Origin of the sequence: Streptomyces sp. NPDC085931 (assembly GCF_044540565.1) — a bacterium.
Taxonomy (GTDB): Bacteria; Actinomycetota; Actinomycetes; order Streptomycetales; family Streptomycetaceae; genus Streptomyces.
In genome coordinates, this window is sequence record NZ_JBITSK010000006.1 from 1 (window position 1) to 21,145 (window position 21,145).

Consider the following 21,145-nt stretch of genomic DNA (forward strand, 5'->3'; position numbering starts at 1 on the left):
GGTCCATGCAGAAGTCGATGTCGAAGTCGGGCATCGACACGCGTTCGGGGTTCAGGAAGCGCTCGAACAGCAGGTCGTAGGGCAGCGGGTCCAGGTCGGTGATGCCCAGCGCCCAGGCCACCAGCGAGCCGGCGCCGGAACCGCGGCCCGGGCCGACCGGGATCTCATGATCCTTGGCCCAGTTGATGAAGTCCGCCACGATCAGGAAGTAGCCGGGGAAGCCCATCTTGATGATGACGTCCAGCTCGATTTCCAGGCGCTGCTCGTACTCCTCTCGGGTCTTGCCGGGCGCGAGCGGGTTCTTCTCCAGGCGCTTGGCCAGGCCTTCGCGCGACTGGCTGCGCAGCCACGATTCGATGGTGTGGTCGCTCGGCGTGGGAAACGCCGGCAGCGCGTATTCGCCCAGCTTGAGCTCGACGTTGCAGCGCGTGGCCAGGGCCAGCGCGTTGTCGAACGCGTCGGGCACGTCGGCGAACAGCGCGGCCATTTCCTCGCCGGTCTTGAGGTATTGCTCTTCGCTGTAGTCGCGCGGGCGCTTAGGGTCGTCGAGCACGCGGCCCGAGGCGATGCACACGCGCGCTTCGTGCGCTTCGAAGCCGTCGCGGTCGAGGAAGCGCGCGTCGTTGCTGGCCACCACCGGCAGGCCGCGCTTGCTCGCGGCCTGCAGGGCGAAGGCGTTGAACGCGTCTTCGCCGTCGCGCTGGGTGCGGGTCAGTTCCAGGTGCAGGCGGTCGCCGAACACGCCCTGCCAGTCGACCAGCCAGGCGTGGGCGAGCTCTTCGCGGTTGCTCGCGGCCAGACGCGCGGCCAGGCTGTTGCGGCCAGCGAGCGCGAACAGGCCGTCGTTGTCCTCGCGCAGCCATTCCGGGCGCAGCACCACGCCTTCGGTGCGGTGGCCTTCCATCCAGGCGCGGCTGAGCAGGCGCGACAGGCTCAGGTAGCCGCCGCGGTCGCGGCACAGCAGGGTCAGGCGCGAGGCCGATTCGTTGCCGTCGGCCAGATGCACGTCGGCGCCGATGATCGGCTTGATGCCGGCGCCTTCGCAGGCTTTGTAGAACTTGACCGCGGCGAAGATGTTGTCGAGGTCGGTCAGGGCCACGGCCGGCTGGCCGAGGGCGACGCAACGCTTGACCAGCTCGCCGATGCGGAGGGTCGAGTCGGCCAGCGAGTACTCGCTGTGCAGGTGGAGATGAACGAAAGGAGCGGACATGCGTACCGATTGTGCGGCCGTGCCGGGAGAGCGTGCCGGGAGCCGCGCGCCTTGATGGCGCGAGCCCGGGACGGCATCGGCACGGCGGGGAAAGTGCCGGATTGCAGGGTATCAGCCCGGTGGCGTGGGGCAAGGCTTGACAGGGGATTGAGGGCGCCCGACGGGCGATGGGACGCGAGCGGCGAGTCGCTGGCTGAGGGGCCGGCGGCGAGGTTGTGCGGTTTTGGGCGGTTGCGGTTTCGGGGCTGCGGGGGCGGGGCTGCGTCTGCGCGCAGAGCGTCGCGGGAAGCGGGGATACGAGGTCGGGCGGGGCGTCGCGCCTTCGTATTTCCTCGGCCGACGATTGGCCGCGGCGCGGGCCCGGGCGGCGCCCGCCCCCGGGACGGGTGCGCCCCCCCCGCCCCCCCCGCGCGGCGGGGGCCCCGGGGTTGTCGTCAGGCGCCGGCGCGGGCCGCCATGCGGGCCTTGCGTGCGGCCAGCTTCTCGTCGAACTTCGCCGCCTCTGCGTCCAGTCCGCTCATGTACAGTCCCAGCTCCTCCTGCGCCTTGCGGCCCTCGGGGCCCAGGCCGTCGATCTCCATGATCTTCAGGAAGCGCAGCACGGGCTGCAGGACGTCGTCGTGGTGGATGCGCAGGTTGTAGACCTCGCCGATCGCCATCTGCGCGGCGGCGCGCTCGAAGCCGGGGATGCCGTGACCGGGCATCCGGAAGTTGACGACCACGTCGCGGACGGCCTGCATGGTCAGGTCGGGGGCGAGGTCGAACGCCGCGCGCAGCAGGTTCCGGTAGAAGACCATGTGCAGGTTCTCGTCGGTCGCGATGCGGGCGAGCATGCGGTCGCAGACCGGGTCGCCGGACTGGTGGCCGGTGTTGCGGTGCGAGATGCGCGTGGCCAGCTCCTGGAACGCCACGTAGGCGATCGAGTGCAGCATCGAGTGGCGGTTGTCCGACTCGAAGCCCTCGCTCATGTGCGACATCCGGAACTGCTCCAGCTTGTCCGGGTCGACGGCGCGCGAGGTGAGCAGGTAGTCGCGCATCACGATGCCGTGCCGGCCCTCCTCCGCGGTCCAGCGGTGCACCCAGGTGCCCCAGGCGCCGTCGCGGCCGAACAGCGAGGCGATCTCGTGGTGGTAGCTGGGCAGGTTGTCCTCGGTCAGCAGGTTCACCACCAGCGCGATACGGCCGATCTCGGTGACCTTGGACTGCTCCTTCTCCCAGGCCTCACCGTCCTCGAAGAGGCCGGGGAAGTTGCGCCCGTCGCTCCAGGGCACGTACTCGTGCGGCATCCAGTCCTTGGCGACCTGCAGATGCCGGTTGAGCTCCTTCTCGACCACTTCCTCCAGTGCGTACAGCAGCTGAGCGTCGGTCCAGGTGCCGGCGGGGCTGCCGAGATGGGGAGCGGTGATCGTCATGGACTCTCCAGGGGGACATGCGTACGAGCGGTGTGCAGTAACTTACGGCATCGTAGGCTACGTTCCCGTAGGTTACGAGGTCGTAGGTTAAAGGTGCCGTAAAGACCGCAGATCAGCGATGTCGTCCGTAGGCCCGCCACAGCGCGCGGACCCGCAGGTCCGTGGCCGGACGGCGGCTGCGCCGGCTCGTCAGACGTACAGCTCCCGCAGCCGGACCGAGAGACATGTCACACAGCCTTCGAGCTTCTCGAACTCGCTGATGTCCACGACGACCGGTTCGTAGCCGAGGTCGGAGAAGAGGTCCGCCGTCTTCGGGGCGCTGGCCGCCATCAGCAGTCTGTCACCGCCGAGCAGGACGACATGGGCGCCGGCCTCCTCCGGGACGGGCAGGAAGCGGGCGAACAGCGAGGGGGCGTCCAGCGTCGGGATGTGACCGATGACCGTCCCGTCGGGCAGGGCCGTGACCGCGGACTTCAGATGCAGCACCTTGCTCACCGGCACGGCGACGACCCGGGCGCCGAGCGGCTCGAACGCGGCGCGCAACTGCTGGACACCGGCGGCGTTGGTACGTCCGCCACGGCCGACGTAGACCGTGTCGCCGATCTTCAGGACGTCCCCGCCGTCCAGCGTGCCCGGCTCCCAGATCCAGTTCACCGAGCAGCCGAGACCGGCCACGGCCTCCTCCACCCCGGCGGTCTCCGCGCGCCGGGAGTCGGCGCCCGGCCGGGCGATCAACGCCACGTTCCGGAACATGACGACCGTGTCCTCGACGAACACCGAGTCCGGGCAGTCGTCGGCCGGATCCACCTCGATGGTCTCCCAGCCGTGCGTGCGCAGGGCGTCCACGTACGCCTCCCACTGCCGGCCAGCGAGATCGGCGTCGATCCCCTCCCGCTCGATGTGCGTCACCAGCCCTTCGGCAAGACGCGGGCTGGGGCGGCGGACGAGGGCTTTCTTGCTGGGCACGAGCGTGACTCCGTATCGGATGGACGTGTCTGGACCACACCGACGGGGTTCCCGGGATCGGCCGGTACCCCTCGGGCGTCGGCCGACCATCATGCAGGGCGAACGGAGGAGAGGACACCCCCCGGAGCCCGGCGGCGAGGGCGGCGAGAGGGCGGCGATGCGGCGTTCCGAGCAGGGGCGGGCGTGGCGTGCCCGGGCGTGCCGCGGTCAACGGGTTCGCTCCGGGCATCCCATCGCAGTAGCCGATCAACGGTCTTACGGATCATTCACCTGGGCGGGGCCGTACCGATCGTGCGGTGGGTCGTTGGTCGTAGTGCTCCGGCCGAGGCGGCCGGCGACCGAACCGGCGGAAGGAAACCGACACAGATGTACGGCACGCGGCGCATGGCAGTGGTGGCCTCGATCGTGGGGATGCTGGTGGCCGTCCCGGCCGGCATGGCCACGGCCCATGCCGGGGACGGCGACGCGGGGGCGGGCGGTGTGCTGTCCAACCTCTCCGGCCGGAACTCCTCCGGCCACGCCAACCTCTGCGGCACCGGCAAGGTGGCCCTGTTCAAGGAGCGCACCTGTGTGACCGAGGACGACGGCAGGGGCGGCGGCGACCAGGCGGGCCCCAGCGGCGGCGTCCTGTCCAACCTGCTCTTCGCCCGGAACGCCTCGGGCCACAGCAACAACTGCGGCAACGAGACGGTGGCGGTGTTCAGCAGGACCACCTGCGTCACCGCGGACCGTTCCGGCCGCTGAGCGGTCCCACCCGAACAGGCGAGAGGGGCCTCGGTGCCGTCGACTTCCTTGTGCGTGGGCGTGGTCGCGCCGCTGACGGGCCGGCTGGCCCCTCTCGGCTCCCCGCTGTCGTACGTCCTGCGCAGACTCGCCCCCCGCCTGGCACACGTGCGCAACGGCGGCCGGCGGTACACCGTCACCGTCGCCGTGCGCGACAGCCGCTCGGACCCCGAGGCGGCCCGGCGGGCCGTGCGCGAGCTGGCCGCCGCCGGCGCGCACCTCGTGCTGACGATGGCCGGGACGCGGGTGCTGCCCGCGGTCACCGACGCCTGCGAGGAGGCCGGCGTTCCCTGCGTGTCGACCACGTTCCCGTGGCAGGCCTACTTCCACGCGCGCGCCGCCGAGCCGGGGCACCGCTTCCGGTGGACCTACCACTTCGCGTGGGGACTGGACGACATCGCCGCCGTCTTCGCCGACCTGTGGGAGCGCGTGGGCGGCCGGGGCACCGTCGGGTGCCTGTGGAACGACGACCTGCAGGGGGCCCTGCTGCGGCACCAGCACCACGGCTTCGCCCCGGTGACGTCCGCGCGCGGGCACACCCTGGTCGACCTCGGCGCCTACCGGGAACCGGCCCCCGGCTTCGCCGCGCAGGTCGCCCGGCTGCGCGAGCACGGCGCCGACCTCGTCACCAGCGCCGCCACCGCCACCGACCTGGCCCTCTTCCACCGCGAGGCCCGGGCGGCGGGAGTGCGGCCGCGGCTGATCACCTGCTCGCGCTGGCTGACCTACCCGCACACCCACACCACCCCCGCCCCCGGCGTCCACGGCGAACTCGGCGACGCGCGCGTGGCCACCCTCGTCTACTGGAGCCCGGACCACCCCTACCGCTCCGGTCTCGACGGCACCTCGTGCGCCGAACTCGCCCGTGCCTACGAGCGGGACACCGGCGCCCCCTGGCTGCAACCCCTGGGCCTCGCCCACGCGCTGCTGGAGACCGCCCACCACGCCCTCACCGCCGCCGACGACCCCACCGACCGGGCCTGCGTGGCCCGAACCCTCGCCGACACCACCCTCGACACCGTCGCGGGCACCCTCGACTGGACCCGGGGCCCGGCGCCCAACATCGCCCTGCTTCCCCTGGTGGGCGGGCAGTGGCAGCCGACGGCACGCGGCCCCCGTCTCGCCGTCGTCGGCAACCGGGCCCATCCCGGCGTTCCGCTCACCGGGGAGCTCACACCGGCGTGCTGACCTCCGGCCGCACGAACCGCCGCAGATGCTCCCCGGTGAACGACCCGTCCGCCTCCAGCAGTTGCCGCGGCGTCCCCTCGAACACCACCTGTCCGCCGTCCCGTCCGCCGTCCGGGCCGAGGTCGATCACCCAGTCGGCCCGGGCGACCACGTCCAGGTTGTGCTCCACGACGACGACCGTGTTGCCCGTGTCGACCAGCCGGTCCAGCAGGCCGATCAGGCCCTCCACGTCGGCCATGTGCAGACCGGTCGTCGGTTCGTCCAACACGTAGAGCGCGCCCGTGCGGTGCAGCCGCGTCGCCAGTTTGATGCGCTGCCGCTCACCGCCGGAGAGCGTGGACAGGGGCTGGCCGAGCGTCAGATACGTCAGGCCGACGTCCCGCAGGGCGCGCAGCCGGCGCCGTACCGCCTCGTCCTCGAAGAAGCCGAGTGCCTGCTCGGCCGTCATCTCCAGGACGTCGGCAACGGAACGGCCCCGCACGGTCAGATCCAGCACCTCCTCCTTGAAGCGCCGTCCCTCGCAGGTGTGGCACGTCGTCGTGACCGGATCCATGAAGGCGAGGTCGGTGGAGATCACGCCCCGGCCCTCGCAGGTGGGGCAGGCGCCGCCGGAGTTGAAGCTGAACAGGCCGGCCTCGGTCCCCGTCTCGCGGGCGAAGATCTTCCGGACCGTGTCCATGATCCCCAGGTACGTCGCCGGTGTGGACCGGCCGGAGATGCCGATCGACGACTGGTCGACCACCACCGCCTCCTCGTGCGCGGCGGTGAACTCCCCGACCAGACTGCTCTTGCCCGACCCGGCGACCCCCGTCACCGCGGTGAGCACCCCGGTGGGGAACCGTACGGTGACGTCCCGCAGGTTGTGCCGGCCGGCGCCCTTGACCCACAGTTCGCCGGTGGGCCGGCGCACCTCCTCCTTGACCGTCGTGCGCCGGCGCAGACAGCGGCCGGTGAGCGTGTCCGACGCGGCCAGTTCCGCCGGTGTCCCCGCGAAGACCACCGTGCCGCCCCCGGCGCCGGCGCCCGGCCCCATGTCCACGACGTGGTCGGCCAGCGCGATGACGTCCGGGTCGTGCTCGACGACCAGCACGGTGTTGCCCTTGTCGCGCAGCCGCAGCAGCAGATCGCCGAGCCGGCCCACGTCCCGCGGGTGCAGTCCGACGCTCGGCTCGTCGAAGATGTACGTCATGCCGGTCAGGCTGGAGCCGAGGTGCCGCACGGTCTTCAGCCGCTGTCCCTCCCCGCCGCTGAGGGTGGCGGTCTCCCGGTCGAGGCTGAGATAGCCGAGGCCGATCGCCTCGATCCGCTCCAGCGCGGCCACGGCCGCCTGGGCGATCGGCCGGGCCACCGGGTCGTCGATCTCCCTCAGCACGCTGATCAGGTCGGTGACCTGCATCCGGGTGCAGTCGGCGATCGACCGGCCGCCGATCCGGGTGGCCAGCGCCGCCGCGTTCAGCCGCGCTCCGCGGCAGGCCGGGCAGACGCCCTCCACCAGGAATTCCCGGACCAGGTCCCGGGTCTTCTGGCTCATGCCGGACAGGTCCCGCTTCAGGTACAGCCGCTCGAAACGGTCGGCGAGGCCCTCGTACTCGGTGGTCCACGTGCCGCCGCTGCCGGTGACGTCGACCTTGCTGCCGGGCCGCCCGCGCAGCAGGAACTCCCGCTCGGCGGCGGTGAACCGCCCCACGGGCTTGTCCGGGTCGAGGTCGGGGCTGTTGGTGTACGTCTGGCCCTGCCAGGTCCCCGCCGCGAACGGCGGGAAGCGGACCGCCCCGCCGGCGAGCGAGCGATCGGGGTCCAGGATGCGGTCCCAGTCGGGCCCCACGGTCCGGCCGAGCCCGTCGCACTCGGGGCACATGCCCGACGGGTCGTTGAACGAATAGGCCGTGGCCGGGCCGGCGCTGGGTGTGCCGTGCCGGGAGAACAGGACGCGGATCACCGAGTAGACGTCCGTCATGGTGCCGACCGTCGACCGGGAGTGGCCGCCGACCGGCCGCTGGTCGACGACGATCGCGGGGGTGAGGTCCTCCAGGGCGTCCGCGTGCGGCCGTTCGAACTTGGGCAGCCGGTTGCGGACGAACCACGGGTAGGTCTCGTTGAGCTGGCGCTGCGACTCCACCGCGATCGTGTCGAAGACGACCGACGACTTACCCGACCCCGAAACGCCGGTGAACACGGTCAGCCGGCCCTTCGGGATGCGGAGAGTGACGTCCTTGAGGTTGTTCTCACGGGCTCCGGTCAGGGTGATGAAATCGGGCATGCACCCGACGCTAGGCGGAATACCCGACAGCCTCTGGCGTGATTTCCCGCAGTTCTCCCTCCTCCAGCAGCAGCCAGCGCGTGATGCCGATCGACTCCAGGAACGGCAGGTCGTGACTGGCCACGACGAGCGCCCCCTCGTAGGAGTCCAGGGCCGTGGTCAGCTGCCGCACGCTGGCCATGTCCAGGTTGTTGGTCGGCTCGTCCAGCAGGAGCAGCTGCGGCGCCGGTTCGGCGAGCATCAGCGCGGCCAGGGCCGCCCGGAAGCGTTCGCCGCCCGACAGCGTCGACGCCCGCTGGTCGGCCCGGGCACCGCGGAACAGGAAGCGGGCCAGGCGCGCCCGGATCCGGTTGTCGGTGGCGCCCGGCGCGAACCGGGCCACGTTCTCGGCGACCGTCCGCTCCCCGTCCAGCACGTCGAGGCGCTGCGGCAGGAACCGCAGCGGGACGTGCGCCGTCACCTCGCCCGACTCCGGGGCCAGCTCGCCGGTGATCGTGCGCAGCAGCGTGGTCTTGCCCGTGCCGTTGCGCCCGATCAGCGCGACCCGCTCGGGGCCGCGCAGTTCGAGCCCGCCCCGGACCCGGGCGCCGTGGCGGAGCCCGAGATCCTGGAGGGTGAGGACGGTACGCCCCGGCGGGACGGCCGTGAACGGCAGGTCGACGCGGATCTCGTCGTCGTCGCGCACGGCCTCCACCGCCTCGTCGAGCCGCTCCCGGGCCTCCGCGAGCTTCTCCTCGTGCATGATCCGGTGCTTGCCCGCCGAGACCTGGGCGGCGCGGCTCCTGAGCTTCATGACGGCCCGGGGTTCGCGCTTGGTGTCGTACATCTTCTGCGCGTACCGCCTGCGGCGGGCCAGCTTCACCTGCGCGTCCGACAGTTCGCGTTTCTGCCTGCGCAAGTCGGCCTCGGCGACGCGCACCATGCGCTCGGCCGCCTCCCGCTCGGTCTCCAGGGCCTCCTCGTAGGCGGAGAAGTTGCCGCCGTACCAGGTGATCCCGCCGGAGCGCAGGTCGGCGATCTGGTCGACCAGGTCCAGCAGTTCGCGGTCGTGGCTGACGACGACCATGACGCCCGGCCAGGACCGCACGGCCGCGTACAGCCGCCGGCGGGCGTACAGGTCGAGGTTGTTGGTCGGCTCGTCCAGCAGCAGCACGTCGGGCCGGCGCAGCAGCAGCGCGGCCAGCCGCAGCAGGACGGACTCGCCGCCCGACACCTCGCCGACGGTGCGGTCCAGCCCGATGTGCCCGAGGCCGAGTTCGCCGAGCGTGGCCAGGGCGCGCTCCTCGACGTCCCAGTCGTCGCCGACGGTCTCGAAGTGCTCCTCGGCCGCGTCGCCCGCCTCGATGGCGTGCAGCGCCGCACGCCGGGCGGCGATGCCGAGCGCCTCGTCGACGCGCAGGGCGGTGTCCAGCGTGACGTTCTGCGGCAGGTAGCCGATCTCGCCGGCGACGCGGACGGTGCCGTCGGCCGGTAGGAGTTCCCCGGCGATCAGCCGCAGCAGGGTGGATTTCCCGGAGCCGTTGACCCCGACCAGGCCGGTCCGGCCGGGGCCGAACGCGGCGTCCAGGCCGTCGAGGACGACGGTGCCGTCGGGCCAGGTGAACGACAGGGAGGTGACGGTGACGGAAGCGGACATGGAGGCCTCGCTCGGGGTTGCTCGAAGCGGTCAGGGGCACACGCGTGTCGAGACACCTGCGACCAGGGAGGAGGCCTCACGGGCATGGAAAGAGCCCTGCACCGGGGGACGGCTCGAACGCCGAGGTCGCACGCAGCGCACACACCTCACGGGTGGGGCGCGGTGTCTTGAGGACCTCAGACGAGCAACGTCCTTCTCCAATCGACGGCAACAGGACCGCTGTACACCGTAGGAAGGGGTACGGGGCCTGTCAACGCATTAACCGAAGCCGATCACCCCGCTCCAGGAGGCCCCGTGTCCCACGGTTCGCTCACGCTGCCGGCCCGGCTGTCGCTGCTGGCCTGGGACACCGCGCGGCCCCCGGCGGGCGGCGCCGCCCACCCGGCCGGCCCGGTGCGCGCCGGTGCCCTCGTCGACCTGGCCCGGCGCGGGCTGCTCACCGACGAGGACGGCATCGCGACCCCGGCCGACATGGACTCCCGCAGCGGTGACGCCGCCCTGGACGGGCTGCTGGAACTCGTCCACGAGTCGTGCCCGCATTCCTGGCGGACCTGGGTGACGCTGCGGGCACGGGTGACCGCCGACGCCGTACGGGAGCAGCTCGTGGCCGGGGGCTATCTACGGGCCGAGAAGAGACGCGTCCTCGGTGTGTTCCCCTCCGTCGAGTACGCGCTGGAGCGGGCGGCCGCGGTGAAGGTGCTGCGGGAGGAGACGCGCGAGGCCCTCCTCGGGCCGCTCCCGGCCGCCGGCCTCACGGAGCGGGACGCGGCGGTCGCCGTCCTGGCGGACGCGGCGGACCTGCTCGGCGCGAGCGCGGGCGAGCGGCGCGTCGAGGAGCTGACCGAGCGGGCCGGGGCGTCGGTGCCGGGCCTCGCGCGGATCGTCCGCGAGGTCCGCGCGGCGGTGGCCGCGACGGTGCCGGTACCGGCGTCCCTCTGACGGCCCGTCTGCCGCGTTCCGCCCGGATTCCGGCCGGCCGGGGCCACTGGTCGTGGCACGGGCGTGCCGCGCCGGAACGACCGCGCCGCGGCCTTCCGCCGCACTCCGCGGATCCGGCGGTGCCGGGGGAGTCGACCGCTGGGCGTCACCCGCGTCGGCACCGGCGCAGGGCTCGCCCGGTCCTCGCCCGACCCCCCGCTTCGGGCGCCGCGTCGGCGTTCAGCACGCGTCCCGCATCAGTTCCGCCAGGTCGTGGTCCAGATCCAGCTGCAGGTGCTCCAGGCCGACGGGCACGAGCTCGCTCGTCGCAGCCAGGAACGAGCGGATCTCGCTCGACCGGACGTGCACCACGGCGGTGCCCTCGGGGGCGTGGAACTCCAGTACCGTGCGGTCGTACCCGTAGGGCCGCACCCGTACGTCGCCCTGCCCCTCGGGGCCGTCCATCCCGGCGGTGAGCAGCTCGCGGGAGAAGGTCCAGCACACGTCGACGCCCTCCAGCGTCGCCGGGGCGGGGAAGGTCATGCGGACGGCGAACGGGTCGCTCCGGTCGTAGTGCAGCGTCGCGGGAATGCTCGGCATACGCGGCGCGGCGGCGACGAGGCGGGCCTCCACGGGCTGCTCGATGACGATGGACAACGCCTTGCTCCCTTGTGACGACTGGACGGACACGTCCGGGCGGATGAGGCCTGGCATGGGAAGAGACGACGGAATCGGCCATTCCGTGCACACGAGGTGAGAGTGACCTCGGTCACCGCGTTCATGCACGGGAGTGACCCGGCTCTCCTCATGTGCCCCGAAGGGCACGCGTGACGCCTCCCGTCCTGCCCGGCCCGGCCGGGAGGCCGTCTGGACGGCACCCGGGCGGTGGGCTAGCTTCCCCGGCCATGAGGCGCATGGGGAGCAGGCGACGGACGGGACGGGCAGGGCGCGGCGTGATCGCGGCCACGGCGTGCGCGGCGGCCCTGGCGGTCCTGACCGCCGGGCCCGCGGGCGCGCAGCAGCCGGACCGGCGGGCGCCGCACTGGGAACTCAAGGACACCGGCACCCCGGAGGTACGGTTCCGCGGCCTGGCCGCCGTCAGCCGGAACACCGCCTGGGCCGCGGGCACCGCCGGCACCGTGCTGCGCACCACCGACGGCGGGGCCGGCTGGCGGAACGTCTCGCCGCCCGGCGCGGGTGAGTTGCAGTTCCGGGACGTCGAGGCGTTCGACGCGCGCCGGGCCGTCGTCCTGGCCATCGGTGAGGGCGAGGCGTCCCGCGTCTACCGCACCGACGACGGCGGAACGACCTGGACCGAGTCCTTCCGCAACACCGACCCGAGGGCCTTCTACGACTGCCTCGCCTTCTTCGACCACCGCCACGGCCTCGCCCTGAGCGACCCGGTGGACGGGAAGTTCCGCATCCTGTCCACCGGCGACGGCGGCCGGACCTGGACGGTGCTGCCGGACCGGGGCATGCCGCCCGCCCAGGAGGGCGAGGCCGGATTCGCCGCGAGCGGCCAGTGCCTGGTGACGTCCGGGCCGAGGGACGCCTGGATCGCCACCGGCGGAGCCGCGCACGCGCGCGTGCTGCACTCCGCCGACCGGGGACACACCTGGAAGGCCACCACCATGCCCCTGCCCGCGGGCGACCCGGCCCGCGGGGTCTTCGCCCTGGCCTTCCGCGACCGGGCCCACGGCCTCGCCGTCGGCGGCGACTTCCGCCCCGACCAGCCCTCGCCCACGGCCGCCGCGCGCACCTCGGACGGCGGCCGGCTCTGGCGCCCGGCGGCCACACCTCCCCCCGCCTACCGCTCCGGCGTCGCCTGGCTCCCGCACAGCCGCACCGCCGCCCTCGCCGTCGGCCCCACCGGCACCGACCTCACCACCGACGCCGGCCGCACCTGGCGGACGGTCGACCCGGGCTCCTACGACACCGTCGACTGCGCCCCGGACCACGGCTGCTGGGCCGCCGGCGAGAAGGGGCGCGTGGCCCGCCTGGAGCAGTGAGCGAGCGGGGTGCGGTGAGGGTTGGCAGTGTGGGTACCCGTTCACGGGACGTGAAAGGAAGTGAGCGAGAATGCCACGCGGTTCGAGCCCCAAGCGGGAGCGCCAGTACGAGCACATCAAGGAGAGCGCGAAGGACCGGGGCGAGAGCACCGGCCGCGCCAAGGAGATCGCCGCACGGACGGTGAACAAGGAACGCGCCCGCTCCGGCGAGTCGAAGACGGCCGGCCGCACCTCCACCAAGGACATGTCGTCGGGCAAGCGCGGCGGTCAGCGCTCCGGGCAGGGCTCCCAGGGCCCCACCTACGACCAGCTGTACCAGGAGGCCAAGCGCAAGGGCGTCGAGGGCCGTTCCGGCATGAACAAGAGCCAGTTGCAGCGCGCACTGGGCAAGTGAGGCGCACGCTCCACCAGGCCGGCGGGACACCCTGACCCCGCCGGCCTCGGCGCGGGCCGTAGGCTTCGGGCACCATGACGACCGTACGCATCCCCGAGGACTGGCCCGCCACCGAGGAGCAGGCCCGCGCCGTCCAGGAGGCCCTGCGCGAGCGGGTCGTCCTCGACGAACCGGGCCCGCCGCCCGGCAGCGGCCGTGTCACCGGAGTCGACGTCGCCTACGACGACGCGCGCGACGTCGTCGCGGCGGCCGCGGTCGCCCTGGACGCGGCGAGCCTCGACGTCGTCGCCGAGGCGACCGCGGTGGGCCGGGTCTCCTTCCCCTACGTGCCCGGGCTGCTCGCCTTCCGCGAGCTCCCCACGGTCCTGGCCGCCCTCGACGCCCTGCCGTGCGACCCCGGGCTGGTCGTGTGCGACGGCTACGGCCGCGCCCACCCCCGCCGCTTCGGCCTCGCGAGCCACCTCGGCGTCCTGACCGGCCTGCCCACGATCGGCGTCGCCAAGAACCCGTTCACCTTCACCTACGACGAGCCGGACACCCCGCGCGGCAGCACCTCGGCGCTGCGCGCCGGCGACGAGGAGGTCGGCCGCGCCCTGCGTACCCGGGACGGGGTCAAGCCGGTCTTCGTGTCGGTGGGCCACCGCGTGAGCCTCGCCAACGCCTGCGCCCACACCCTCGCCCTGACCCCCGCGTACCGCCTCCCGGAGACCACCCGCAGGGCGGACGCGCTGTGCCGCGAGGCGCTGCGCGGGACCTGCGCGAACTGAGCCGCCACCCGTTCCGGGAAAAGCCGCCACCCGCATCCGGGAAACAGGGGAGCCTCAGGCCGGGGGAGAGGGCGGAGCGTGCGGGGGCGCGTCTGAGTACCGGCACTGAGTACCCGTACGGATGTCCGGCCGGCGCCTCCCCGGCAGGCTGGGGCGCATGACAACGCACCGCGCCCCCAAGCCCGTTGCCGGCCCGACCCAGACCGTCGAGCGGGCCGTCACCATCGGCCTGATCCTCGCCGTGCTCGCGGGGCTCGGCTGGATAGCCGGGATGATCTACACCATCGCCGAGTGGCCGCTGTAGGCCGCCCGGCGACTCCTCAGCGCACCGACGCCACGCGGAAGCGGATGCCCGCCGCCCGCAGCCGCTCGACGAGCGCGTCGCCCATCGCGACCGCCGTGGTGACCTGGCCGGCCGTGTGCGGCAGTTCGTCGAAGGCCAGGCACAGTGCCGACTCGGCCAGCATCTTCGCCGTCTCGCCGTAGCCGGGGTCGCCGCCCGAGACCTCCGAGTACACCCTGCGGCCCCCGCCCTCGCCCACGAAACGCACGGAGAACCAGCTCCTGGCCCGCTTCTGCGGGTCCGGCCCGTCCCCGGGCCTGAGCCGGTCCGTCAGCCAGCGCCGCGCGGGCGGCACCTGGGCCGCCGCCACCAGCGCGCCGAGGGCCGCGACCCCGCCCGCGGCGACCGGCAGCCGGCGGACGGCCGCGTACTGGCGGTAGCGGAAGTCGGGCCCGTACCGGGGCAGGGCCGCCGCCGACCGCCGCACGATCTGCGGGTCGATGGTCGGCATCGGCAGCGCCCACGCCCCGACCTCCCAGGCGAACCGCGGCCCGCCCAGCGGCGCGGAGGCCCGCCGGCCCACCAGCCGCGGCTCGTGCCGCCGCCGGTCCCGCGCGGCGGACGCCATCTGCCGCTGCCGCGCGAACTGGTTGAGGGCGGAGGCGAAGGTCCCTCCGGAGAACGCCGCGTCGACGGTCACGAAGCCCTCGATCCCCAGCGGCACCCCCTCCGGCAGCTGCTGCACGGTGAAGTACACGCCGAGGTCGTACGGGATCGAGTCGAACCCGGCGGCGTGCACCAGGCGGGCCCCGGTCTCCCGCGCGCGTGCGTCGTGCCGGACGTACATCAGGTCCACGAACTCCGGCTCGCCGCACAGGTCCAGATAGTCCGTCCCGGCGTCCGCGCAGGCGGCGACGAGCCCTTCGCCGTAGGTGACGTAGGGGCCGACCGTCGTGGCCACCACGCGCGCCTGCTCGGCGAGGGCGCGCAGCGAGGCCGGTTCGGACGCGTCCGCCCGCACCACGCCGACGTCCGCGGCGCCGGGCAGCCGTTCCCGCAGCCGCGCCAGCTTCTCCTCGCTGCGGCCGGCGATCGCCCAGCGCAGCCCTTCGGGCGCGTGCCCGGCCAGGTACTCGGCGGTGAGCGTGCCGGCGAAACTGGTGGCCCCGAAGAGCACGATGTCGTAGGGACGGTCCGTCCTGTTCTGCCTGCTCATGACACCCCTCGGTCGCGCAGCCCGTGCCGCTGTCGGTGGCCGAGGCTAGCGTGAGCGGTGCGGAGCCCGACGACGAGCCCGGAGGAACGCGATGGCCGTGCCCAGGAATGCCCTGAAGAAGCGGGAGAAAGTGCGCGCGTTCGCGCTGGGGCTGCCGGGCGCCGCCGAAGAGTTCCCCTGGGGCGAGTCCGTCGTGAAGGTCAACCGGAAGGTGTTCGTCTTCCTCGGTGTGGAGGACGGCGGTCACCCCCTCGGGGTGACGGTGAAGCTCACGGACGAGACGGCGCACGCCCATGCGCTGGCCTGCCCCGGCGCCGAGCCCGCCGGATACGGCCTGGGCAAGGCGGGCTGGGTCAGCATCCCCCTGGAGGCGCAGGGCGCCCCGTCCGCCGAGCTCCTGTGCGACTGGGTGGAGGAGAGCTACCGGGTGATCGCGCCGAAGCGGCTGACGGCCGAGCTGGACGGGGGCTGACCCGTACGGCACATTGCTAAGCGCTTGCTCGTTCCGCTCTTGTGCGGAGTGGAACGTGTTCTTAGCATCACTGGTGTTACATCATCGGTGTCACAGCACTGGGGGCCGGATGACCACGGCAGGAACGGCAGCACACGGCCCGCTCACCGGCGTGCGCGTCGTCGAGCTGGCCGGGATCGGGCCCGCCCCGTTCGCCGCCATGCTCCTGGCCGACCTCGGCGCCGACGTCGTACGCGTGGACCGGCCCGGCGGCCCCGGCCTCGGCATCGACCCGGCCTGCGACGTCACCAACCGCAACAAGCGCTCGGTGCTCGTCGACCTGAAGGCCCCCGACGGCCCGGACCGGGTCCTCGCACTGGCCGCTCGGGCCGACGTCCTGGTCGAGGGCTACCGCCCCGGCGTCGCCGAGCGCCTCGGCGTCGGGCCCGGGGACTGCCACGCCCGCAACCCGCGTCTGGTGTACGGCCGGATGACCGGCTGGGGCCAGGACGGCCCGCTCGCCCCCCGCGCGGGGCACGACATCGCCTACATCGCCCCCACCGGCGCCCTCGGCCTGACCGGCCGTCCCGGCCAGCCGCCGCCGGTCCCCGCCAACCTGCTCGGCGACTACGCGGGCGGCTCCCTCTACCTCGTCGTCGGCGTGCTCGCCGCCCTCCACCACGCGCGGGCGAGGGGCACCGGCCAGGTCGTGGACGCCGCCATCGTCGACGGCACCGCCCACCTCGCCACGATGATCCACGGCATGCTCGCCGCCGGCGCCTGGCAGGACCGCCGCGGCGCCAACCTCCTCGACGGCGGCTGCCCCTACTACGGCACCTACGAGACCGCCGACGGCCGGTACATGGCCGTCGGCGCCCTGGAGCCGCAGTTCTACGAGGAGTTCCTCGCCCTGCTGGGGATCGAGGACCAGGGCGACGCCCGCACGGACGTCACCCGCTGGGAGGAACTGCGTCAGGAGGTCGCCGCCCGCTTCAAGAGCCGCACCCGGGACGAGTGGACGGCCGTGTTCGACGGCACCGACGCGTGCGTGGCGCCCGTGCTGTCCCTGCGGGAGGCCCCCCACCACCCGCACCTGGCCGCCCGCGGCACCTTCACCGACCACGGCGGCATCACCCAGCCCGCCCCGGCCCCCCGCTTCTCCGCCACCCCGACCTCGGTCCGCAGCGGCCCGGCCCGGCCCGGCGCCGACACGGCGGACGTCGCCCGGGACTGGGACGTTCCCGGGCTGCTCCGCTCGTCCCCCACCCCTCAGTGAAAGGCCCCCTCGTGAGCACCGAAGCGTACGTCTACGACGCGATCCGCACCCCGCGCGGGCGCGGCAAGGCCAACGGCGCTTTGCACGGCACCAAGCCCATCGACCTGGTCGTCGGACTCATCCACGAGATCCGCGCCCGGTTCCCGGACCTCGACCCGGCCGCCGTCGACGACATCGTGCTCGGCGTCGTCGGACCGGTCGGCGACCAGGGCTCCGACATCGCCCGGATCGCCGCCATCGCCGCCGGACTGCCCGACACGGTCGCCGGAGTGCAGGAGAACCGCTTCTGTGCCTCCGGACTGGAGGCCGTCAACCTCGCCGCCGCGAAGGTCCGTTCCGGCTGGGAGGACCTCGTCCTCGCGGGCGGCGTCGAGTCGATGTCCCGGGTGCCGATGGCCTCCGACGGCGGCGCCTGGTTCAACGACCCGATGACCAACCTCCAGGTCAACTTCGTGCCGCAGGGCATCGGCGCCGACCTCATCGCCACCATCGAGGGCTTCTCCCGCAGGGACGTCGACGAGTACGCGGCCCTGTCCCAGGAACGGGCGGCCACCGCCATCAAGGACGGCCGCTTCGACAGGTCCGTCGTCCCCGTGAAGGACCGCAACGGGCTCGTCGTCCTCGACCACGACGAGTTCCCGCGCCCCGGCACGACCGCCGACTCCCTCGCCAGGCTGAAGCCGTCCTTCGCGGACATCGGCGAACACGGCGGCTTCGACGCCGTCGCGCTCCAGCAGTACCACTGGGTGGAGAAGATCGACCACGTCCACCACGCGGGCAACTCCTCCGGCATCGTCGACGGCGCCTCGCTCGTCGCCATCGGCTCCAGGGAGGTCGGCGAGCGCCACGGCCTCACGCCCCGCGCGCGGATCGTCTCCGCCGCGGTCTCCGGCTCCGAGCCCACCATCATGCTCACCGGCCCCGCCCCCGCCACCCGCAAGGCCCTGGCCAAAGCCGGGCTGACCATCGACGACATCGACCTCGTCGAGATCAACGAGGCGTTCGCCGCGGTCGTGCTGCGCTACGTGCGGGACATGGGCCTGCCCCTGGACAAGGTCAACGTCAACGGCGGCGCGATCGCGCTCGGCCACCCCCTCGGCGCCACCGGCGCGATGATCCTCGGCACCCTCCTCGACGAACTGGAGCGCCAGGACAAGCGCTACGGCCTCGCCACGCTGTGCGTCGGCGGCGGCATGGGCGTCGCCACGATCATCGAGCGCATCTGACCTCCTCCTGACGGATCACACGGAGCACCTCCACATGAGCACAGAATCCACCACCATCCGCTGGGAGCAGGACCGCACCGGTCTCGTCACCCTCGTCCTGGACGACCCGAACCAGTCCGCGAACACCATGAACCAGGCGTTCCGCGACTCCCTCACCGCCGTCGCCGACCGGCTGGAGGCCGAGAGGGACTCCGTCCGGGGCGTCATCATCACCTCCGCCAAGAAAACCTTCTTCGCCGGTGGCGACCTGCGCGACCTCATCCGCGTCACGCCCGAGACCGCCCAGGAGCTGTTCGACGGCGGCATGGCCGTCAAGCGGAACCTGCGCCGCATCGAGACCCTCGGCAAGCCCGTCGTCGCCGCCCTCAACGGCGCCGCCCTCGGCGGCGGTTACGAGATCGCCCTGGCCTGCCACCACCGCGTCGCCCTGGACGCGCCCGGCTCCAAGATCGGCTGCCCCGAGGTCACCCTCGGCCTGCTCCCCGGGGGCGGCGGCGTCGTGCGCACCGTCCGGCTGCTGGGCATCGCCGACGCCCTGCTGAAGGTCCTTCTCCAGGGCACCCAGTACAGCCCGCGCCGCGCCCTGGACAACGGCCTCGTCGACGAGATCGCCGACACGCACGAGGAACTCCTGGCCAAGGCCCGTGCCTTCATCGACGCCCACCCCGAGTCGCAGCAGCCCTGGGACAGGCCGGGCTACAAGATCCCCGGCGGCACCCCGGCCCACCCCGGGTTCGCCGCCCACCTGCCCGCCTTCCCCGCCACCCTGCGCAAGCAGACCAAGGGCGCCCCCTACCCGGCCCCGCGCAACATCCTCGCCGCCGCCGTCGAGGGCGCCCAGGTCGACTTCGAGACCGCCCAGGTCATCGAGGCCCGCTACTTCGTGGAACTCGCCACCGGGCAGACCTCGAAGAACATGATCCAGGCGTTCTTCTTCGACCTCCAGGCCGTCAACTCCGGCGCCAACCGTCCCCAGGGCGTCGAGCCACGCAAGGTCTCCAGGGTCGCCGTCCTCGGCGCCGGCATGATGGGCGCCGGCATCGCCTACTCCTGCGCCCGTGCCGGCATCGACGTCGTGCTGAAGGACGTCTCCCTGGAGGCGGCCGTCAAGGGCAAGGGCTACTCCGAGAAGCTGTGCGCCAAGGCCGTCGCCGAGGGCCGCACGACCCGGGAGAAGGCCGACGCGCTGCTCGCCCGCATCACGCCCACGGCCGAGGTCCAGGACCTGGCGGGCTGCGACGCGGTCATCGAGGCCGTCTTCGAGGACACCTCCGTCAAGCACAAGGTGTTCCAGGAGATCGAGCACGCCGTCGCCCCCGACGCGCTGCTGTGCTCCAACACCTCCACCCTGCCCATCACCGCCCTCGCCGAAGGCGTGGAACGCCAGGGCGACTTCATCGGGCTGCACTTCTTCTCGCCGGTCGACAAGATGCCGCTCGTCGAGATCATCAAGGGCGAGCGCACGGGCGAGGAGGCCCTGGCCCGCGCCTTCGACCTGGTCCGGCAGATCAACAAGACGCCGATCGTCGTCAACGACTCGCGCGGCTTCTTCACCTCCCGCGTCATCGGCCACTTCCTCGACGAGGGCGTCGCCATGGTCGGCGAGGGCATCGAGCCCGCCTCCGTCGAACAGGCCGCCGCCCAGGCCGGCTACCCGGCCAAGGTCCTGTCCCTCATGGACGAACTGACCCTCACCCTGCCCCGCAGGATCCGGGCCGAGACCAGGCGGGCGGTCGAGGAGTCCGGCGGCACCTGGACGCCCCACCCCGCCGAGGCCGTCATCGACCGCCTGGTCGAGGAGTTCGGCCGCACGGGCCGCAGCGGCGGCGCCGGCTTCTACGACTACGACGAGGACGGCAGGCGCGCCGGACTCTGGCCGGGCCTGCGCGAGCACTTCACCAAGCCCGGCCACCGGATCCCGTTCGAGGACATGCAGGAACGCATGCTGTTCTCCGAGGCGCTGGACACCGTCCGGCTGCTGGAGGAGGGCGTGCTGACCTCCGTCGCCGACGCCAACATCGGATCCATCTTCGGCATCGGCTTCCCCGGCTGGACCGGCGGCGTGCTCCAGTACATCAACGGCTACCGGGGCGGGCTGCCCGGCTTCGTGGCCCGCGCGCGGGAACTCGCCGAGCGCTACGGCGACCGGTTCGCCCCGCCCGCCCTGCTCGTCGAGAAGGCGGAGAAGGGGGAGCGCTTCAGCGACTAGGTCGTGTCGTTTGGATCAGGCGTGGCCCTGGTCCGCGGCCGGCCCGCCGGCGGGGCGGGTCAGCCACTCGCCCAACTCTTCCTTGAGCGAGCGCTGGAACGCGGTGAGGAGCGCCTGCACCACCAGCGGGTGCATGTGCGCCGACAGGGACCGCACGTCCCGCGCGTCGCGCTCCGCCACCTCGCCGCGGAAGAGCTGGGAGAGTTCCCGGGCCGCGGCGCGCGCGTGCTCCAGCAGGACCTTGCGCGCCGCGAAGATCGCCTCGGGGGATAGCGGCACGTCCAGCAGCCCGGTGCCCAGCCTGAGCAGGCCGAGGTCGGCCTCGTAGCCGTCCTCGGCGGGCCGGATCACGCCCATCGCCACGAGCCGCTCGACGTCCTCCTCGTCCAGCGGCCGCCCGGCCCGGCGCGCCAGCTCCTCGCGGGTGACCGTCTCGACGGTGTCCGGCGCCCAGGACGCCACCACCGCCCGGTGCACGGCCAGGTCGTGCGCGCTCAGGCCGGGCGGCAGCTGCCGCAGGTAGCGCTCGATGCCGGCCAGCGTCATGCCCTGCCGCTGCAGCTCCTCGATCAGCGCCAGCCGGGCCAGGTGCCCGGGCCCGTAGTGCCCCACGCGCCGGGGGCCGAGCACCGGCGGCGGCAGCAGCCCCTTGGTGCCGTAGAAGCGGACCGTGCGCACCGTGACTCCGGACCGGGCGGCCAGCTCGTCGATCGTGAGGGTCGGCTCGTCGGCGTCGGTCGTCATGTGCAGCAGTATCGCTGTCCCACCAGTGCTGTGACACCTCGTCCGCAGCAAGCGATGACCATGCGGTGAACGTCGGGCGGCCACTGTGCGGGTCCCTGGTGGACCTTGTGAGAAGTGACGCTCTGTGACGCCGGTCACCGTGTGCGAGCTGAGGCGTGTGGGAAAGTGCTGCCTTGGTCTGTGCCGCGTCACAAGGG

General features: G+C 72.9%; 19 protein-coding genes. 11 read left to right on the forward strand and 8 right to left on the reverse strand.

The window, feature by feature from the left end; genetic code table 11:
• From dnaE to ddaH, 3 genes are all read right to left on the reverse strand, one after another.
• The coding region (dnaE, locus tag ACIGAN_RS13545) for a DNA polymerase III subunit alpha (RefSeq protein WP_399857245.1) at window positions 1-1,210 on the reverse strand (1,210 nt) is incomplete at its 3' end.
• A 434-nt stretch (window positions 1,211-1,644) separates the two neighbouring features.
• The gene (locus tag ACIGAN_RS13550; protein ID WP_365741363.1) at window positions 1,645-2,622 is read right to left on the reverse strand and encodes an acyl-ACP desaturase; all 978 of its coding nucleotides are present in this window, start codon (window positions 2,620-2,622) and stop codon (window positions 1,645-1,647) included.
• Window positions 2,623-2,811: 189 nt separating this feature from the next.
• Window positions 2,812-3,588: a dimethylargininase gene (ddaH, locus tag ACIGAN_RS13555; RefSeq protein ID WP_365741362.1), complete on the reverse strand. Its 777-nt coding sequence runs from the start codon at window positions 3,586-3,588 to the stop codon at window positions 2,812-2,814.
• Between the two features lie 366 nt (window positions 3,589-3,954).
• Here ddaH and ACIGAN_RS13560 point away from each other — a divergent pair, with 366 nt between their 5' ends.
• Together ACIGAN_RS13560 and ACIGAN_RS13565 are read left to right on the forward strand one after the other, a co-directional pair.
• Window positions 3,955-4,332, forward strand: a complete 378-nt coding sequence (locus ACIGAN_RS13560; RefSeq protein ID WP_399857248.1) for a hypothetical protein — start codon at window positions 3,955-3,957, stop codon at window positions 4,330-4,332.
• Between the two features lie 33 nt (window positions 4,333-4,365).
• Window positions 4,366-5,559, forward strand: a complete 1,194-nt coding sequence (locus ACIGAN_RS13565) for an ABC transporter substrate-binding protein (RefSeq protein WP_399857250.1) — start codon at window positions 4,366-4,368, stop codon at window positions 5,557-5,559.
• Here the strand turns inward: ACIGAN_RS13565 and ACIGAN_RS13570 are convergent.
• Together ACIGAN_RS13570 and ACIGAN_RS13575 are read right to left on the reverse strand one after the other, a co-directional pair.
• Window positions 5,543-7,819: an ATP-binding cassette domain-containing protein gene (locus ACIGAN_RS13570; protein ID WP_399857252.1), complete on the reverse strand. Its 2,277-nt coding sequence runs from the start codon at window positions 7,817-7,819 to the stop codon at window positions 5,543-5,545. The genes ACIGAN_RS13565 and ACIGAN_RS13570 overlap by 17 nt on opposite strands.
• 10 nt (window positions 7,820-7,829) lie before the next feature.
• Entirely contained in the window at window positions 7,830-9,455 is a 1,626-nt protein-coding gene (locus ACIGAN_RS13575) for an ABC-F family ATP-binding cassette domain-containing protein (RefSeq protein WP_365098817.1), read from the reverse strand.
• Window positions 9,456-9,749: 294 nt separating this feature from the next.
• Between ACIGAN_RS13575 and ACIGAN_RS13580 the strand changes: the two genes are divergently transcribed.
• Window positions 9,750-10,394, forward strand: coding sequence for a GOLPH3/VPS74 family protein (locus ACIGAN_RS13580; RefSeq protein ID WP_365098816.1), 645 nt, complete (start codon window positions 9,750-9,752; stop codon window positions 10,392-10,394).
• Between the two features lie 219 nt (window positions 10,395-10,613).
• On the opposite strand, the gene ACIGAN_RS13585 is transcribed toward ACIGAN_RS13580, so the two are convergent.
• Window positions 10,614-11,030, reverse strand: coding sequence for an SsgA family sporulation/cell division regulator (locus ACIGAN_RS13585; protein WP_365098836.1), 417 nt, complete (start codon window positions 11,028-11,030; stop codon window positions 10,614-10,616).
• Window positions 11,031-11,287: 257 nt separating this feature from the next.
• Here ACIGAN_RS13585 and ACIGAN_RS13590 point away from each other — a divergent pair, with 257 nt between their 5' ends.
• From ACIGAN_RS13590 to mmpA, 4 genes are all read left to right on the forward strand, one after another.
• On the forward strand, window positions 11,288-12,382 hold the full coding sequence (locus ACIGAN_RS13590; protein WP_399857255.1) for a WD40/YVTN/BNR-like repeat-containing protein: 1,095 nt from the start codon (window positions 11,288-11,290) through the stop codon (window positions 12,380-12,382).
• Window positions 12,383-12,452: 70 nt separating this feature from the next.
• Window positions 12,453-12,776 (forward strand): plasmid stabilization protein, encoded by a 324-nt coding sequence (locus ACIGAN_RS13595; protein WP_365741348.1) that lies wholly within the window; start codon window positions 12,453-12,455, stop codon window positions 12,774-12,776.
• Window positions 12,777-12,850: 74 nt separating this feature from the next.
• On the forward strand, window positions 12,851-13,543 hold the full coding sequence (locus tag ACIGAN_RS13600) for an endonuclease V (RefSeq protein WP_365741346.1): 693 nt from the start codon (window positions 12,851-12,853) through the stop codon (window positions 13,541-13,543).
• Window positions 13,544-13,700: 157 nt separating this feature from the next.
• Window positions 13,701-13,847: a morphogenic membrane protein MmpA gene (mmpA, locus tag ACIGAN_RS13605; protein ID WP_010042861.1), complete on the forward strand. Its 147-nt coding sequence runs from the start codon at window positions 13,701-13,703 to the stop codon at window positions 13,845-13,847.
• A 16-nt stretch (window positions 13,848-13,863) separates the two neighbouring features.
• Here mmpA and ACIGAN_RS13610 read toward each other — a convergent pair whose 3' ends face one another.
• Complete coding sequence (locus ACIGAN_RS13610; protein ID WP_365741344.1) at window positions 13,864-15,042, reverse strand: saccharopine dehydrogenase family protein; 1,179 nt, start codon at window positions 15,040-15,042, stop codon at window positions 13,864-13,866.
• Window positions 15,043-15,133: 91 nt separating this feature from the next.
• Here ACIGAN_RS13610 and ACIGAN_RS13615 point away from each other — a divergent pair, with 91 nt between their 5' ends.
• The 4 genes from ACIGAN_RS13615 (at window position 15,134) to ACIGAN_RS13630 (ending at window position 20,204) form a co-directional block, all read left to right on the forward strand.
• Window positions 15,134-15,514: an MmcQ/YjbR family DNA-binding protein gene (locus ACIGAN_RS13615; RefSeq protein WP_399857258.1), complete on the forward strand. Its 381-nt coding sequence runs from the start codon at window positions 15,134-15,136 to the stop codon at window positions 15,512-15,514.
• 109 nt (window positions 15,515-15,623) lie between these two features.
• Window positions 15,624-16,769 (forward strand): CaiB/BaiF CoA transferase family protein, encoded by a 1,146-nt coding sequence (locus tag ACIGAN_RS13620; protein WP_365741340.1) that lies wholly within the window; start codon window positions 15,624-15,626, stop codon window positions 16,767-16,769.
• 11 nt (window positions 16,770-16,780) lie between these two features.
• Complete coding sequence (locus tag ACIGAN_RS13625) at window positions 16,781-17,995, forward strand: acetyl-CoA C-acetyltransferase (protein WP_365098809.1); 1,215 nt, start codon at window positions 16,781-16,783, stop codon at window positions 17,993-17,995.
• 34 nt (window positions 17,996-18,029) lie between these two features.
• Window positions 18,030-20,204, forward strand: a complete 2,175-nt coding sequence (locus ACIGAN_RS13630) for a 3-hydroxyacyl-CoA dehydrogenase NAD-binding domain-containing protein (protein ID WP_399857261.1) — start codon at window positions 18,030-18,032, stop codon at window positions 20,202-20,204.
• A gap of 15 nt (window positions 20,205-20,219) precedes the next feature.
• Here ACIGAN_RS13630 and ACIGAN_RS13635 read toward each other — a convergent pair whose 3' ends face one another.
• On the reverse strand, window positions 20,220-20,948 hold the full coding sequence (locus ACIGAN_RS13635) for a MerR family transcriptional regulator (RefSeq protein WP_399857263.1): 729 nt from the start codon (window positions 20,946-20,948) through the stop codon (window positions 20,220-20,222).
• Between the last annotated feature and the right edge of the window lie 197 nt (window positions 20,949-21,145).

Excerpts from the sequence above, each read along its gene's own strand:
- ACIGAN_RS13635 (WP_399857263.1), bottom strand. The coding sequence starts at position 20,948 with ATGACGACCGACGCCGACGAGCCGACCCTCACGATCGACGAGCTGGCC.
- ACIGAN_RS13590 (WP_399857255.1), top strand. The coding sequence starts at position 11,288 with ATGGGGAGCAGGCGACGGACGGGACGGGCAGGGCGCGGCGTGATCGCG.
- ACIGAN_RS13575 (WP_365098817.1), bottom strand. The coding sequence starts at position 9,455 with ATGTCCGCTTCCGTCACCGTCACCTCCCTGTCGTTCACCTGGCCCGAC.
- ACIGAN_RS13595 (WP_365741348.1), top strand. The coding sequence starts at position 12,453 with ATGCCACGCGGTTCGAGCCCCAAGCGGGAGCGCCAGTACGAGCACATC.
- ACIGAN_RS13630 (WP_399857261.1), top strand. The coding sequence starts at position 18,030 with ATGAGCACAGAATCCACCACCATCCGCTGGGAGCAGGACCGCACCGGT.
- ACIGAN_RS13560 (WP_399857248.1), top strand. The coding sequence starts at position 3,955 with ATGTACGGCACGCGGCGCATGGCAGTGGTGGCCTCGATCGTGGGGATG.
- ACIGAN_RS13600 (WP_365741346.1), top strand. The coding sequence starts at position 12,851 with ATGACGACCGTACGCATCCCCGAGGACTGGCCCGCCACCGAGGAGCAG.
- ACIGAN_RS13620 (WP_365741340.1), top strand. The coding sequence starts at position 15,624 with ATGACCACGGCAGGAACGGCAGCACACGGCCCGCTCACCGGCGTGCGC.
- ACIGAN_RS13550 (WP_365741363.1), bottom strand. The coding sequence starts at position 2,622 with ATGACGATCACCGCTCCCCATCTCGGCAGCCCCGCCGGCACCTGGACC.
- mmpA (WP_010042861.1), top strand. The coding sequence starts at position 13,701 with ATGACAACGCACCGCGCCCCCAAGCCCGTTGCCGGCCCGACCCAGACC.
- ACIGAN_RS13570 (WP_399857252.1), bottom strand. The coding sequence starts at position 7,819 with ATGCCCGATTTCATCACCCTGACCGGAGCCCGTGAGAACAACCTCAAG.
- ACIGAN_RS13610 (WP_365741344.1), bottom strand. The coding sequence starts at position 15,042 with ATGAGCAGGCAGAACAGGACGGACCGTCCCTACGACATCGTGCTCTTC.
- ACIGAN_RS13615 (WP_399857258.1), top strand. The coding sequence starts at position 15,134 with ATGGCCGTGCCCAGGAATGCCCTGAAGAAGCGGGAGAAAGTGCGCGCG.